This is a genomic window from Quadrisphaera sp. DSM 44207 (assembly GCF_900101335.1).
Taxonomy (GTDB): domain Bacteria; phylum Actinomycetota; class Actinomycetes; order Actinomycetales; family Quadrisphaeraceae; genus DSM-44207.
In genome coordinates, this window is sequence record NZ_FNKA01000002.1 from 630,864 (window position 1) to 645,683 (window position 14,820).

At 77.7% G+C, this 14,820-nt stretch carries 11 protein-coding genes; 6 read left to right on the forward strand and 5 right to left on the reverse strand.

Going from position 1 to position 14,820, the window contains the following annotated elements; all coding sequences use genetic code 11:
* Positions 1-89: 89 nt before the first annotated feature.
* Entirely contained in the window at positions 90-425 is a 336-nt protein-coding gene (locus BLS82_RS09105) for a hypothetical protein (RefSeq protein WP_092864288.1), read from the reverse strand.
* 3 nt (positions 426-428) lie between these two features.
* Positions 429-806, reverse strand: coding sequence for a DUF948 domain-containing protein (locus BLS82_RS09110; protein WP_092864291.1), 378 nt, complete (start codon positions 804-806; stop codon positions 429-431).
* A 645-nt stretch (positions 807-1,451) separates the two neighbouring features.
* Between BLS82_RS09110 and BLS82_RS09115 the strand changes: the two genes are divergently transcribed.
* The gene (locus tag BLS82_RS09115; RefSeq protein ID WP_092865171.1) at positions 1,452-2,813 is read left to right on the forward strand and encodes an MFS transporter; all 1,362 of its coding nucleotides are present in this window, start codon (positions 1,452-1,454) and stop codon (positions 2,811-2,813) included.
* 62 nt (positions 2,814-2,875) lie between these two features.
* Here the strand turns inward: BLS82_RS09115 and rpsD are convergent, their stop codons facing one another.
* The gene (rpsD, locus tag BLS82_RS09120) at positions 2,876-3,502 is read right to left on the reverse strand and encodes a 30S ribosomal protein S4 (protein ID WP_092864294.1); all 627 of its coding nucleotides are present in this window, start codon (positions 3,500-3,502) and stop codon (positions 2,876-2,878) included.
* A 181-nt stretch (positions 3,503-3,683) separates the two neighbouring features.
* Positions 3,684-5,084, reverse strand: coding sequence for a replication-associated recombination protein A (locus BLS82_RS09125; RefSeq protein ID WP_092864297.1), 1,401 nt, complete (start codon positions 5,082-5,084; stop codon positions 3,684-3,686).
* Positions 5,085-5,155: 71 nt separating this feature from the next.
* On the opposite strand from BLS82_RS09125, the gene BLS82_RS09130 reads away from it, so the two are divergent.
* From BLS82_RS09130 to BLS82_RS09150, 5 genes are all read left to right on the forward strand, one after another.
* Positions 5,156-6,118, forward strand: coding sequence for an alpha/beta hydrolase (locus BLS82_RS09130; RefSeq protein WP_092864300.1), 963 nt, complete (start codon positions 5,156-5,158; stop codon positions 6,116-6,118).
* Positions 6,118-8,352, forward strand: a complete 2,235-nt coding sequence (locus BLS82_RS09135; protein WP_092864303.1) for an MMPL family transporter — start codon at positions 6,118-6,120, stop codon at positions 8,350-8,352. Before BLS82_RS09130 ends, BLS82_RS09135 begins: the two co-directional genes overlap by 1 nt.
* Before the next feature lie 31 nt (positions 8,353-8,383).
* Positions 8,384-9,766 (forward strand): sigma 54-interacting transcriptional regulator, encoded by a 1,383-nt coding sequence (locus BLS82_RS09140; protein WP_255378230.1) that lies wholly within the window; start codon positions 8,384-8,386, stop codon positions 9,764-9,766.
* A gap of 11 nt (positions 9,767-9,777) precedes the next feature.
* Positions 9,778-11,940 carry a vWA domain-containing protein gene (locus tag BLS82_RS09145; RefSeq protein ID WP_218123749.1) on the forward strand — a complete coding sequence of 721 codons (2,163 nt, stop codon included), beginning with the start codon at positions 9,778-9,780 and terminating at the stop codon, positions 11,938-11,940.
* A 101-nt stretch (positions 11,941-12,041) separates the two neighbouring features.
* Positions 12,042-12,764 carry a hemerythrin domain-containing protein gene (locus BLS82_RS09150; protein ID WP_092864306.1) on the forward strand — a complete coding sequence of 241 codons (723 nt, stop codon included), beginning with the start codon at positions 12,042-12,044 and terminating at the stop codon, positions 12,762-12,764.
* A gap of 103 nt (positions 12,765-12,867) precedes the next feature.
* Here the strand turns inward: BLS82_RS09150 and aspS are convergent, their stop codons facing one another.
* Positions 12,868-14,751: an aspartate--tRNA ligase gene (aspS, locus tag BLS82_RS09155; protein WP_092864309.1), complete on the reverse strand. Its 1,884-nt coding sequence runs from the start codon at positions 14,749-14,751 to the stop codon at positions 12,868-12,870.
* Positions 14,752-14,820 lie beyond the last annotated feature (69 nt).

The following is a 14,820-nucleotide window of genomic DNA, read 5'->3' on the forward strand; positions in this document are numbered from 1 at the left end:
GGTGGTCTGCGGGGCGCGCGGGCCGGCACGGGGGTCGCTCGCCGGCGCTGGTCCCCGGCGGCGCTCGCGGCGCCTCGCGCGGACGGGCCTCAGCGCCTCGGCGCCGCCGGGCCCTGCAGCCGCGAGCGGGCGCTGCGCTCGTCCGTCGCGCCGGTCTGGCCCGTCGTGCCGGTGTCGTCCGTCGTGCCGGTGTCGACGCCGAGGGCGGCGCGCAGCTCCGCCTCGCGCTCGGCCATGGCCTCGCGCACCACGGCCACCGCCTCGCGCAGGCGCCCGGACGGCGGCCGGGCGCCTGCGCGGCGGCCGGCGGCGGGAGTGCGGCCGGCGGCGGGGGTGCGGCCGGAACGGGCGGTGCGGCCGAGCGCGAGGGAGCCGGCCGCCGCACCGACCGCGGCGCCCGCGCCGAACCACAGGGCCGGGCGCACGGCTCAGGCCCCCTCGCGGGTGCGCCCGGCGCCCGGGCGCCGGCCCGACAGCGCCTGGCGCACGCCGTACGTGAACGCGGCGACGCGCACCAGCGGCGAGCCCACCGCGGCGGCCAGCAGCGACGTCAGGGCCGTCACGTTCGTCGTCAGCTGCGCGGCGTTCGACGTGATCGTGTCGAGCTTGCCCATCTGGTGGTTCGCCTGGCCGACGGTCGCCGTGACCTCGCCGATCAGCGGCACGGTGGACTCCGAGAGCCCGCGGATCGTCGCGCGCGCCTCGTCGAGGACCCGGCCGAGCTTGAGCAGCGGCACCGCGAGCAGGCCGACCAGCACGACGAACGCGAGGGCGGCGAGCAGCCCCGCGACGTCTCCGACGGACATGGCCCTCCTCAGCTGCGGCCGTGGACCCGCGAACCCTACCGCGCGGGCCCGCGCCCTCCCGGCGCCGCAGCCGAGCCCGGCGCCGCAGCCGAGCCCGGCGCCGCAGCCGAGCCCGTCGCCGTGCGGCCGCGCAGGCCCGCCCCGCGGAGGGGCCTCGGGCCGCTGCGCAGCGCGCCGGCGGACGGCGACGCGGTGGAGGCGGACGGCGTCCTGGTCACCTCTCCGGTGCGGACGGCGTTCGACCTCGCCCGGGCGGCGCCGTCCGTGCACGCCGGGGTGGCCGCCGTCGACGCCCTGCTGCGCTCACCGGTCGGGCTGGGCCTGGACGAGCTGGCCGCTCACGCCACCGCACACCGCCGCTGGCGCGGAGTGCCGCGGGCGCTGGTGCGGCGCCTGCGCAGCGGCCTGGACCACGCCCGACGCACCAGCGCGCGCAGCGACGACCGCGCGTGGTGGGTGCCGACGTCCGCCTCGCGCGCCCGAGCCCGCCGTCGCCCGTTCCGCTCTCGCCGCTCTCGCCGGGTGCTGGGTCGCGGGGGACACGCCCGTCGCGGTGCGCCGGAACCCAGCACTCGGCGGGATCCGGCGCGCCCCGGGCGGCGGTGCCGCTGGCCCGGACGGCGCGGCGCGCGGCACCCTGCTCCGGTGACGTCGTCCCCCGCCACCGACCGCAGCACCGCCCCGTCCGCTCCTGCGCGCGCCACGGGCTGGCGCCACCCCGCCTGGCTCGTCGCCGCGGTCGCCTTCGTCGCCCTCGTGGGCGCCGCGGGGTTCCGGGCGGCGCCCGGGGTGCTGATGGTGCCGCTGGAGGCGGAGTTCGGGTGGCCGCGCTCGGTGCTGTCCGCGGCCGTCGGGGTCAACCTCGTGCTGTTCGGCCTGACGGCGCCGTTCGCGGCGGCGCTGATGGACCGGTTCGGGATCCGGCGCGTGACCGCGTGCGCCCTGCTGCTGGTGGCCCTCGGCAGCGGCGGCGCCGTCCTGATGAGCGCGCGCTGGCACCTGTTCGTGCTGTGGGGCGTCCTCGTCGGCCTCGGCACCGGCTCGATGGCCCTGGTCTTCGCGGCCACGGTCGCGCAGCGGTGGTTCGTCGCCCGCCGCGGCCTGGTCATGGGCGTGCTGACGGCGGGCAGCGCGACGGGCCAGCTGGTCTTCCTCCCGGTCGCCGCCTGGCTCGTGGAGGCCTCCGGGTGGCGCGCGGCGTCCCTGGTGATCGCGGGCGCCGCGCTGGCCGTCGTCCCGCTGGTGGTGCTCGTGCTGCGCGACCGGCCCGCCGACGTGGGCGCGCGCCCCTACGGCGACGACGGGACGGCGGGCGGCGCGGCGGGCGGCGCGGCGGGCGCCGGGAGCACCCCGGCGCCCGAGACCGTTCCGCACGCGGCCGGCCAGCGCGCTCCCGGCCCGGCCGGCACGGCCCTCGACGCCCTGCGCGGCGCGGCCCGCACGCGCGCCTTCTGGGCGCTCGCGGTCGGCTTCGCGATCTGCGGCGCGAGCACGAACGGGCTCGTCGCCACCCACCTGGTGCCCGCGGCGCACGACCACGGCATGGCGGCGACGACCGCGGCCGGCCTGCTCGCGGTGGTGGGGGTCTTCGACGTCGTCGGCACCATCGCCTCGGGGTGGCTGACCGACCGGTTCGACCCGCGGGTGCTGCTGGGCGCCTACTACCTGCTGCGCGGGGCGTCGCTGTTCGTGCTGCCGTCGCTGCTGGACGACGCGCTGCACCCCAGCGTGCTCGTCTTCGTCGTCGTCTACGGCCTGGACTGGGTGGCCACCGTGCCGCCGACCGTGGCCCTGTGCCGGGAGCTGTTCGGCGAGCGAGGCACCGTGGTCTTCGGGTGGGTCTTCGCCGCGCACCAGCTCGGTGCGGCGGCCGCGGCGTCGGCTGCCGGCGCGGTGCGCGACGCCACGGGCGCGTACACCCTCGCCTGGGTCGGCGCCGGCGCGCTGTGCGGGGTGGCCGCCGTGCTCAGCCTGCGCGTGGCCCGGTCGACGCCGGCCGCGGCCTGAGCCGCACGCGGAAGGGCCCCGCACGCTCGAGCGTGCGGGGCCCTTCCGGGTGAGCGGGTGCCTCAGCGGGCGTAGTGCTCGACCACCTTCTGCACGTCGCAGGTGATCGGCACCTCCTCGCGGGCCGGGCGGCGGGTCAGGGTGACGCGCAGCTCGGGCAGCGCCACGTCGAGGTACTTGGGCAGCTGCGGCAGCACGTCGCGGTGCGCGCCGGCGGCCGCCACCTGGAACGGCGTGGTCTGCGCGCTCTTGGGGTGCACGGAGACGACCTGGCCCGGCTTCACGCGGAAGGACGGGCGGTCCACGCGCACGCCGTCGACGAGGATGTGGCGGTGCACGACCAGCTGGCGGGCCTGCGCGATGGTGCGGGCCAGGCCGGCGCGCAGGACGATCGCGTCCAGGCGCATCTCCAGCAGCTCGACCAGCACGTCGCCGGTGCGGCCGGGGGAGCGGCGGGCCTCGTCGAAGACGCGGCGCATCTGCGCCTCGCGGATGCCGTACTGCGCGCGCAGCAGCTGCTTCTGGCGCAGCCCGAGGGCGTACTCGCTCTCGGTGCGGCGGCGGGCGCGGCCGTGCTCGCCCGGCGGGTAGGGACGCACCTCGAAGTAGCGCGCGGCCTTGGGGGTCAGCGGCACGCCCAGCGCGCGGGAGAGCCGGACGGTGCGACGGTTACGACCCGAGTGGGACAACGGTTCTCCTCGTGGGTGCGGGCGTTCGCGCTCGACGTCCCGGGCGGGAGGCGGAGCGGCGACTGACACGGGCCACCAGCGACGGGGCTGGAGCCGGCTGGTCCGGGCGGACGGCGGCGGGCGCCGTCCAGGACCGGTGGTCGAGTCTACCGGAAGCGGGCGCGTCCCCCGGACGCGATGATCACCGGCGGGCGCGCAGCAGCGCGCGGATGCGCTCCAGGCGCGAGCGCACGTCGCGCTCGAACCCGCGGTCGGTGGGCGCGTAGTACTCGCGGCCGTCGAGGTCGTCGGGCAGGTGCTGCTGCGCGGCGACGGCGTGGGGGGCGTCGTGGGGGTACCGGTAGCCCCTGCCGTGCCCGAGCGCCGAGGCGCCCGCGTAGTGGGCGTCGCGCAGGTGCGCCGGCACGGGCCCGCCGCGGCCCGCGCGCACGTCGGCGACGGCGGCGTCGATGCCGAGGTGGGCGGCGTTGGACTTCGGGGCGGTCGCCAGGTGGACGACGGCCTGCGCCAGCACGATGCGCGCCTCCGGCATGCCGATCATCGCGACGGCCTGCGCCGCCGCGACGGCCGTCTGCAGGGCGGAGGGGTCCGCCATCCCGACGTCCTCGCTGGCCGAGATCACGAGGCGGCGGGCGACGAAGCGGGGGTCCTCCCCCGCCTCGAGCATGCGGGCGAGGTAGTGCAGCGCCGCGTCGACGTCCGAGCCGCGCAGCGACTTGATGAGGGCGCTGGCGACGTCGTAGTGCTGGTCGCCGGCGCGGTCGTAGCGCACGGCGGCGACGTCGAGCGCGCGCTCGGCGTGCGCCAGCGACACGGTCGCCGGGCCCCCGGCGCTGGCGTCGTGCTCGTCCAGGGCCACCCCCGCCGCGGCCTCCAGCGCCGTCAGCGCGCGGCGGGCGTCGCCGCCGGACACGCGCACCAGGTGGTCCAGGGCCTCCGGGGAGAGCTCCACCTCGCCCGCGAGGCCGCGCTCGTCGGCCACCGCCCGCTGCAGCAGCACGCGGACGTCGTCGCCGGTCAGCTCGCGCAGGGTCAGCAGCAGGGAGCGCGAGAGCAGCGGCGCGACGACGGAGGAGGAGGGGTTCTCCGTGGTCGCCGCGATCAGGACCACCCACCGGTCCTCGACGCCGGGCAGCAGGGCGTCCTGCTGGGCCTTGGTGAAGCGGTGGATCTCGTCGAGGAAGAGCACCGTGCGCCGCCCGTGGAGGTCGCGCGCGTCGCGGGCCTCCTCCACGACGCGCCGGACGTCGCGCACGCCGGCGGTGACGGCCGACAGCTCGGCGAACCGCCAGCCCGCGGCCCGCGAGACCACGTGCGCCAGCGTCGTCTTGCCGGTGCCGGGCGGCCCCCACAGCACCACGGACGCCGGCCCGGCCCGGCCGTCACCGCCCTCGACGAGGCGGCGCAGGGGCGCCCCCGGCGCGAGGAGGTGCTGCTGGCCGACGACGTCGTCCAGCCCCCGCGGGCGCATGCGCACCGCGAGCGGCGCGCGGGCACCGGCGCGCGAGGACGACGAGGACGACGAGGACGACGAGGACGACGAGGACGAGACCTCGTCGTCGGCGGTGAACAGGTCGGCCACGGCGCCAGGGTGGCACGCGGGGCCGCGTCCGCCGGCGGGTCGGTGTCGGCGCCTCCTGGCACAGTTGGCGCGTGGTCGAGCCCGTCGTCGAGCCCGTGGTCGAGCCCGTGGTCGAGCCCGTGCGCGAGGACGGCTGGGCGTCGCGGCCCCTGCCCGCGGCACAGGACCTCGGCGACGGCTCCCGCGTGGTGCGGGCCGCCGTCTACGCCGCCGTGCCGGGCTACCGCCCGCTCGAGGTCGACCTGCACACGGCCGGCGACGCGCCCGCCGACGGCCGCGGCCGCCCGGTGCTGCTGTGGGTGCACGGCGGCGGGTGGCGCGGCGGCGCCCGGGACGACCTGCCGACCGTCCTGCGCGAGGTCGACGTGCACCGCGCCGTCGCCGAGCACGGCTACCTCGTGGCGAGCATCGACTACCGACTCTCCGCCGAGGCCCCCTTCCCCGCGCAGCTGCACGACGTCAAGGCCGCGCTGCGCTGGCTGCGGCACCGCGCCGACGACCTGGGCGCGGACGCCGACCGGATCGCGGTGTGGGGCGAGTCCGCGGGCGCTCACCTGGCCGCCCTCGCGGCGCTGACCCCCGACGCCGAGGACCCGTACCTGGAGGGCGCGGTGGGCGTGCGCGGGCCGAGCAGCGCCGTGAGCGCGGCCGTGGCGTGGTACCCGGTCACGGACTTCGCGACCCTGGTCGAGCAGGACCGCGCGAGCGGCGTGGAGCTGCCGCAGGACCTGGCGCAGCTGCCCGAGTCGGCGCTGCTCGGCGCACCGGCCGCCGAGGTGCCGCTGGTCGCCCGCTCGGCCAGCCCCGTGCACCACGTCTCCGCCGGTGCGCCGCCGCTGCTGGTGCAGCACGGCACGGCGGACCGCGTGGTGCCCGTCGCGCAGTCCGACGAGCTCGTCGAGGCGCTGCGCGAGCTCGGCGCCCCCGTGGAGTACCACCGCGTCGAGGACTACGACCACTGCTTCGACGGGCACCCCGAGCCCGCGCGGCTGGTCGAGCCGGTGCTCGCCTTCCTCGACCGCCACCTGGCGTAGTGCTCGCCCGCACCGGGCGGGTGGTGGCGCGCCACCCGCTGCTCGTCCTCGCGCTGTGGGGCCTGTTCGTGCTCGGCGCGGGCGGCGCCGCCGTGGGCGCGTTCGGCAACCAGGGGCTGTTCGCGCGCCTGCAGAGCGGTCCGGTGCAGGTGCCCGGGGAGGCCCAGGAGGGCCGGGAGCTGCTGGCCGAGCAGGTGCCGGACTCGCGCCGGGTGCTGCTGCAGCTGGCGGGCGTGGACCCGGCGTCCCCGCAGCTGCAGCAGCTGCTCGCCGGCGCCGCCGCCGACCTCGCGGCCCTCGACGGCGTCACGCGGGTCGCCGCGCCGCTGCCGGGCGCCGGCGCTGCCGGCTCGGCGCTCGTCTCCGCCGGCGGCGACGCCGTCCTCGTCACCGCCGAGCTCGACCCGGCGCTGCCGACGGCGCGCGCCGACGAGGTCGCGGCGGCCGTCGGCCAGCGCCTGCAGGCGCTGGCCGACGACGCGGCCGCGCAGCTGCCGGGGGCGAGCGGGGCGGTGGGCAGCGTCGAGGGGCTCGTCTCCGCGATCTCGGGGCAGGTGGAGGAGGACCTGCGCACGGGCGAGGCCGTCGCGCTGCCGGTGAGCCTGCTGGTCATGGTGGTGGTCTTCGGCGGGTTCCTCGCCGCCGGCGTGCCCGTGGTGGGCGCCGCGGTCTCCATCGCCGGTGGGCTCGGCGCCCTGCTCGCCTTCTCCTCCGTCATCGACCTCGACGCCTCGGTCGTCAACGTCGTCTCGGTGCTCGGCCTGGGGCTGTGCATCGACTACGGGCTGCTGATCGTCTCCCGCTACCGCGAGGAGCTGAGGGCCGCGCGCACCGCCGCGCCCGAGCGCCCGCACCCGCGCCGCACCCGCGACCGGGCGCTGGAGCGCACCCTGGCCACCGCGGGGCGCACGGTGCTCTTCTCCGCGGTGACCATCGCCGTCAGCCTGTCGGGGCTCCTCGTCTTCGGCGCGGAGGTGCTGCGCTCGATGGGCCTGGCCTCGGTCTCCGTCGTGGTGCTCGCGCTGCTCGTGGCGCTGACGCTCGTCCCGGCGCTGCTCGCGCTCGGCGGCGCCCGCCTGGCCCGCCCCGGGGCCGTCACGCGCCTGCCCGGCCTGGGCGCCGTGGCGCGCCGCCTCGGGGACGTCTCCCCCGAGGACGGCCGGTTCGCGGCGCTGGCCCGCCGGGTGCAGCGCCGGCCGTGGCTGGTGCTCGGCGGCGTCACCGCGGTGCTGCTGGCCGCGGGCGCGCCCGTGGCCTCGGTGCAGCTGCGCTCGGACGGCGTGCAGCTGCTGCCGGCGTCCTCCCCCGAGCGGCGGTTCTTCACCGACCTCGCCGAGCGCTTCCCCGCCGCGACCTCCCCCGCGGTCACCGTCGTCGCCGACGCCCCGCTGCAGCAGGTGGCCGCCTGGTCCGGGCGGGTCGCCGACCTGCCCGGCGCGGCCTCCGTGGACCCGCCGGAGCAGGCGGGCGACCTCGTCACCCTCGGCGTGCGCGTCGACGGCGACCCCCTCGGCCCGGAGGCGCTGCAGCTGGTGGCGGACCTGCGCGAGCAGGAGCCCGGGTTCCCCACCTGGACGACGGGCCAGGCGGCCAGCGTCGTGGACTTCACCGCCGACCTCGCCGGCCGCGCGCCGTGGGCGGTGGGCCTGGTGGTGGTGGCCACCACGGCGCTGCTGTTCCTGCTCACCGGCTCGGTCCTCGTGCCGGCCAAGGCCCTCGTCGTCAACGCGCTCTCGCTCGGGGCCTCCCTCGGCGCGGTGGTGTGGATCTTCCAGGAGGGGCACCTGGAGGGACCGCTGGGCTTCACGTCCACCGGCGGCCTCGAGGCGTTCGTGCCCCCGCTCGTGCTGGCCTTCGGCTTCGGGCTGGCGATGGACTACGAGGTCTTCCTCCTCGCGCGCATCCTCGAGGCGCGCGAGGAGGGCCTGGGGAACGACGCCGCCGTCGTCGCGGGCCTGCAGCGCTCCGGGCGCATCATCACCTCGGCGGCGCTGATCATCGTCATCGTCTTCTCCGGCTTCGTGGCCGGTGACCTGCTGGCCATCAAGGAGGTCGGCCTCGCGCTCGCCGTGGCCGTGGCGGTCGACGCCACGCTCGTGCGGATGCTGCTCGTGCCCGCCACCATGACGCTGCTCGGCCGCTGGAACTGGTGGGCCCCGGCGCCGCTGCGGCGCCTGCACGAGCGCGTCGGCGTCACCGAGCACGCGCCGGTGCCCGCCCGCCCCCCGGGATGAGGCCGCCGGGGAGGCGACGTACCGTCGAGCGGTGACACTGCCCACCACCCTCGGCGCCCTGCGCGCCAGCGGCCACGTCGCGCGGCCGGTCAAGGACGAGCTGCGCGAGAACCTGCTCGCGGCCATGCGCGAGGGCCGCGACCGCTTCCCCGGCATCGTCGGCTTCGACGAGACCGTGCTGCCCGAGCTCGAGCGCGCCCTGCTGGCCGGCCACGACGTCGTCCTGCTCGGCGAGCGCGGGCAGGGCAAGACCCGCCTGATCCGCTCCCTCGTGGGCCTGCTCGACGAGTGGACGCCCGTGATCGAGGGCTCCGAGCTCGGCGAGCACCCCTACGAGCCCATCACCCCCGCGTCGCGGCGCCGCGCCGAGCAGCTCGGCGACGACCTGCCCGTGGCGTGGCGGCACCGCAGCGAGCGGTACGCGGAGAAGCTCGCCACCCCCGACACCAGCGTCGGCGACCTCATCGGCGACGTCGACCCGGTGCGCATCGCCGAGGGCCGCACCCTCGGGGACCCGGAGACCATCCACTACGGCCTCGTCCCGCGCACCCACCGCGGCATCGTGGCGGTCAACGAGCTGCCCGACCTGGCCGAGCGGATCCAGGTCTCCCTGCTGAACGTGCTCGAGGAGCGCGACGTGCAGGTGCGCGGCTACACCCTGCGCCTGCCCCTGGACGTCCTCGTCGTCGCCAGCGCCAACCCCGAGGACTACACCAACCGCGGCCGGATCATCACGCCGCTGAAGGACCGCTTCGGCGCGGAGATCCGCACCCACTACCCGCTGGACCTGGCCGACGAGGTCGACCTCATCGCGCAGGAGGCGCACCTGGTCGCGCACGTGCCCGACCACCTGCTCGAGGCGGTGGCGCGCTTCACGCGCGCGGTGCGCGACTCCCCCGCCGTCGACGCGCGCTCCGGGGTCTCCGCGCGCTTCGCCGTCGCGGCCGCCGAGACGGTCGCCGCGGCCGCGCTGCGCCGCGCGACGCTGACGGGCGACGAGCCGGTCGCCCGCGTCGGGGACCTCGACACCGTCGTCCCGACCCTGCGCGGCAAGGTCGAGTTCGAGGCGGGCGAGGAGGGCCGGGAGCTGGAGGTGCTCGCGCACCTGCTGCGCACCGCGGTCGCGGAGGTCTTCCGCGCCCGCCTCGGCGGCGCGGACCTGTCGGGCTTCACGGCGCTGGTCGCGGACGGCGGCAGCGTCACCACGGGCGAGCTGGTCACCTCCCGCGAGCTGCTCGGGCAGGTCGGCACCGTGCCGGGCCTGGCCGTGGTGCTCGAGCGCCTCGGCGTCGGGGACGCCCCCACGCCGGCGCTGGCGGCGTCCGGGGTGGAGACCGTGCTGGAGGGCCTGCACCTGACCCGCCGCCTGGGCAAGGACGCGGTCGCCGGCGGGCGCACCGTCTACGGCGGCTGAGCGGAGGCGTCGTGGCGGACGACAGGGCCGAGGACAGGGCCGAGGACAGGGCCGGGGGCAGGGCGGGCCGGCCCGGCCGGGGTCCCGGGCGCGGCTTCCGGTACGGGGCGTGGAGCGGGGGCGAGGACCCGCTCGCGCCGCCCTACGACGTGCGCGCGGCCGTCGACGCCCTCGGGCGCTCGGTGATGGAGGGCCGCAGCGCCTCCGACGCCCTGCGCGACCTGCTGCGCCAGGGCCCGGAGGGGCGGCGGCGCGGGGGCCTGGACGACCTCGCCGAGCGCGTGCGGCGCCGCCGCGAGCAGCTGCGCCGCTCCGGGGACCTCGCCGGCCCCCTGCGGCAGGCCCGCGAGCAGCTGGACGCCGCCCTCGCCGCCGAGCGGGAGGAGCTCGCGGAGCGCACCCCGGACAGCACCGGCCAGGAGGCCGCCGACGACGCCCGTGCCCGCGAGTCGCTGCTGGAGGGGCTGCCGCGCAGCACCGCGGGCGCCGTGCAGGAGCTCGCCTCCTACGACTGGCAGTCGCAGGAGGCGCGCGCGGCGTACCAGCGGGTGCTCGACGCGCTGCGCGAGCAGGTGCTGCGCGCGCACCTGCCGGGCCTGGGCCAGCAGGGCCAGGGCGGCCAGCAGGGTCAGCGGGGTCAGCAGGGCCGGGGCGGCGAGGCCGAGGCGGGCGAGGGCGGCGAGGGGCAGCGGGGCGGTGCGGCGTCCGAGGACGTCAAGGAGCTGCTCGGCGACCTCAACGCGCTGCTGGCGAAGCACGCGCGCGGACAGGACGCGCCCGAGGACTTCGAGCGGTTCATGGCGAAGCACGGCGACGCCTTCCCCGAGCAGCCCCGCGACGTCGACGAGCTGCTCGACGCCCTGGCCCAGCGCGCCGCGGCCGCCCAGCGGCTGCTGCGCTCGATGAGCGCCGATCAGCGCCGGGAGCTCGCGGCGCTGATCCGGGCGGCGCTGGCGGACGCCGACCTGGGCGCGGAGATGGCGGCGCTGCAGCAGCACCTGCAGGACCTGCGTCCGGGCGCCTTCGGGCCCGGCCGCCGGGAGCGCTTCACCGGCGAGGAGCCGATGGGCTTCGACGAGGGCACCGGCGCGCTGTCCGAGCTGGCCGACCTCGACGCCCTCGCGGACCAGCTCGCGCAGGACGGTCCCGGCTCGACGCTGGACGACGTCGACGTCGAGGCCGTCGAGCGGCAGCTCGGGCCCGGCGCGGCCGCCGACGTCGAGGCCCTGAAGGAGCTCGAGCGCGAGCTGCGCCGCCAGGGCTGGCTGTCGGGCGCGTCGTCCGGGCACCTGGCGCTGACGCCCAAGGCGATGCGCCGCCTCGGCCAGAGCGCGCTGGGCCGGGTCTTCGCCGACCTGCGCTCCACCCGCCGCGGCGACCACGACGAGCGCGCGGCGGGCACGGCCGGGGAGCCGACCGGCACCTCCCGCGAGTGGCGCTTCGGCGACGAGCAGCCCGTCGACGCCGTCGCGACGGCCCGGCGGGCCGTGCTGCGCACCGCGGCCGCCGGTGGCCTGGACGCCGCCCGCGCCGACCGGGGCGTGCGCCTGGGCGCCGAGGACTTCGCCGTCGTCGAGACCGAGCGGCGCGGCTCGGCCGCCGTCGCGCTGTGCGTGGACCTGTCGTGGTCGATGTACGCCGAGGGCCGGTGGGCGGCCATGAAGCAGACCGCCCTGGCCCTCGCCCACCTGGTCGCCACGCGCTACCCGCAGGACGCGCTGCAGGTCATCGGCTTCGACCGGGTCGCCCGCACCCTGACCACCGCCGAGCTCGCCGCCGTCGAGCCGGCGTGGATGCAGGGCACGAACCTCCAGCACGCCCTGGCCCTGGCGCGCCGCCACGTCGGGCGCCACCCGTCCTCGGAGCCCGTGGTGCTCGTGGTCACCGACGGCGAGCCCACCGCGCACCTGGAGGACGACGGCGGCGCGTTCTTCGACTGGCCGACGACGCCGGAGACGCTGCGGCGCACCCTGACGGAGGTCGACGCGATGACGCGCTCGCGCGTCGCCGTCAACACGTTCGTGCTCGGGGAGGACCCGGGGCTGCGCCGCTTCGTCGACGCGATCGCGCGCCGCAACGGGGGCCGGGTCTTCGCGCCGTCGCCGGACCGGCTCGGCGAGTTCGTCGTCGGCGACTACCTGCGCTCGCGCGCCTCGCGCCGCCGGGCCGGCTGAGCGCCGGTCAGCCGCGCCCGCGCGCGCTGACCGCGTGATCCTACCCGCACCCCGGCCCGGGCGCGCGCGTGCCCGGGCCGGGGTGCGGGTAGGGCCGGGGCATGTCACCAGCACCGCAGGGCGGCCTGCGCTCGGTCGCCGAGCAGTCCCAGGACGAGCAGGGCGGCCCGCGCAGCATCCTGGCGCGCCAGCAGGCGGACCACGTCGACTTCCACCGCTTCCGCCGGGCGTTCGACGCCGAGAGCGACCCGGACGCCCGCGGGCGGATCATGGCCGAGCTCGCCGAGCGGGCCCTGCGGCACGCCTTCGCCGAGGAGACCGTCCTCTTCCCGGCCTACCGCCGCTCCTTCCCCGGCCCGGACGGCGACGAGCTGACCGCCCACATCGAGGGCGACCACCAGGAGATCAACGACCTGCTGACCCAGCTGCAGGACGCCGATCCCCGCTCGCCCCGCTACGAGGGGCTGGCCCGGCGGGTGTTCGCCGCGATCGACGACGACGCCCGCCACGAGGAGGACGTGCTGCTGCCCCGGCTGCAGCAGCGGGTCAGCGCAGACGAGCTGCGGGCCATCGGCGACGCGTGGGAGGCGTCGCGCGAGGCGTCCCCGACGCGCCCCCACCCGAAGATCTCCCGGCGCCCGCCGTGGAACGCCCTGGCGGCGCTGGGGCTGTCGGTCAGCGACCGGGTCAAGGACGTCGTGGACGACGTCGCCCCCCGCGGCACGGCGCGGCGCGCGGCGGGGCGCTGGGCGCTCGCCGGGACCGCCGGGCTGGCCGCGGCCACCGCGCTCGGCGCCGGCGCGAGGGCCTTCAGCCGCCGCTGACGCCCCGTCGTCGTGCCCTCCTCCATCCTCTCGTCGTGATCTTGCAGTTCCGGACCGACCGCGGTCCGGAACTGCAAGATCACGACGAGGAGGGTGGGGCCGGTCAGGTCGAGGCTGGGGCGCTCGCGGCGACCGGCTGCTCCGGACCACCCGCACCACCCGAACCACCCGTCCCGCCCGCACCACCCGGCCTCGGGCCGCGCGCCGGGACGGCGCCCGGGACGGCGTCCACCCCGGCCTCGGCGCGCTGCTGCCCGGTGATCGGCGCCGGCGCACCGGTCAGCGGGTCGTAGCCGCCGCCGGACTTGGGGAAGGCGATCACCTCGCGGATGGAGTCCGCGCCCGCCAGCAGCGCCGTGATCCTGTCCCAGCCGAACGCGATGCCGCCGTGCGGCGGGGCGCCGTAGGAGAAGGCGTCGAGCAGGAAGCCGAACTTCTCCCGCGCCTCGGCCTGCGACAGGCCCAACACGGCGAAGACCCGCTCCTGCACGGCGCGGTCGTGGATGCGGATCGAGCCGCCGCCGATCTCGTTGCCGTTGCAGACGATGTCGTAGGCGTGGGCGAGGGCGTGCTCGGGGTCGGTGTCGAAGGTGCCCGTCGACTCCGGCTTGGGCGAGGTGAACGCGTGGTGCACCGCCGTCCACGTGCCGGTGCCGACCGCGACGTCGTCGCTCTCGTCGGCGCGCTCGAACAGCGGCGCGTCGACGACCCACACGAACTGCCACGCGGTGGGGTCGATCAGGTCGCAGCGCCGGCCGATCTCCAGGCGCGCCGCCCCCAGCAGCGCGCGGGCGGACGAGCGCGGGCCGGCGGCGAAGAAGACGCAGTCCCCCGGGACGGCGCCCACGTGCTGGGCCAGGCCCTCGCGCTCGGCCGGCGAGAGGTTCTTGGCCACGGGACCGGACAGCGCGCCGTCCTCCCCGACGAGCACGTAGGCCAGGCCGCGGTGCCCGCGCTGCTTGGCCCACTCCTGCCAGGCGTCGAGCTGCTTGCGCGGCTGGCTCGCCCCGCCCGGCATCACCACCGCGCCGACGTAGGGCGCCTGGAAGACCCGGAACGGGGTGTTGGCGAAGTAGCCGGTGCACTCCACCAGCTCGACGCCGAAGCGCAGGTCGGGCTTGTCGGAGCCGTAGCGGGCCATGGCCTCGGCGTACGTCAGGCGCGGGATCGGGGTGTCGAGGGTGTGGCCGACCAGCGCCCACAGCGCCACGAGGACCTCCTCGGCGAGGGCGATCACGTCGTCCTGGCCGACGAAGCTCATCTCCACGTCGAGCTGGGTGAACTCCGGCTGCCGGTCGGCGCGGAAGTCCTCGTCGCGGTAGCACCGCGCGATCTGGAAGTACCGCTCCAGGCCGGCGACCATGAGCAGCTGCTTGAACAGCTGCGGGCTCTGCGGCAGCGCGTACCAGGAGCCCGGCGCCAGGCGCGCCGGCACGAGGAAGTCGCGCGCGCCCTCGGGCGTCGAGCGCGTCAGCGTGGGGGTCTCCACCTCCACGAACCGGTGGGAGGCGAGCACCTCGCGGGCGGCGCGGTTGACGTCGCTGCGCAGCCGGATCGCGGCGGCGGGCCCGGGACGGCGCAGGTCCAGGTAGCGGTAGCGCAGCCGCACCTCCTCCCCCGGCGCGCGCTCGCCCTGCTCACCGGCCGCCTCGATCGGGAAGGGCAGCGGCGCGGACTCGGACAGCACGACCAGCTGCGCGGCGTCCACCTCCACCTCGCCGGTGGGCAGCGCCGGGTTCTCGTTGCCGACCGGGCGCAGGCGCACCGCCCCGACGACCTGGACGCAGTACTCGTTGCGCAGCCCGTGCGCGCCGGAGGACTCCAGCACCTCGTCGCGGACGACGACCTGGACGACGCCCGAGGCGTCGCGCAGGTCCACGAACGCCACGCCGCCGTGGTCCCGGCGCCGCGCCACCCACCCGGCGAGGGTGACGCTGCGGCCGTCGTGGTCGGCGCGCAGGGTGCCGGCCTCGTGGGTGCGGAGCACGCGGTGGTCCTTCCGGGGGGATGCAGCGCGCCGGGGTCCAGGTCCGGCGCGGGGACGTCGACAGATCGT

What these genes read in the sequence shown, in the direction of transcription:
- BLS82_RS09110 (WP_092864291.1), bottom strand. Translation starts at nt 806, where the DNA reads ATGTCCGTCGGAGACGTCGCGGGGCTGCTCGCCGCCCTCGCGTTCGTC.
- BLS82_RS09150 (WP_092864306.1), top strand. Translation starts at nt 12,042, where the DNA reads ATGTCACCAGCACCGCAGGGCGGCCTGCGCTCGGTCGCCGAGCAGTCC.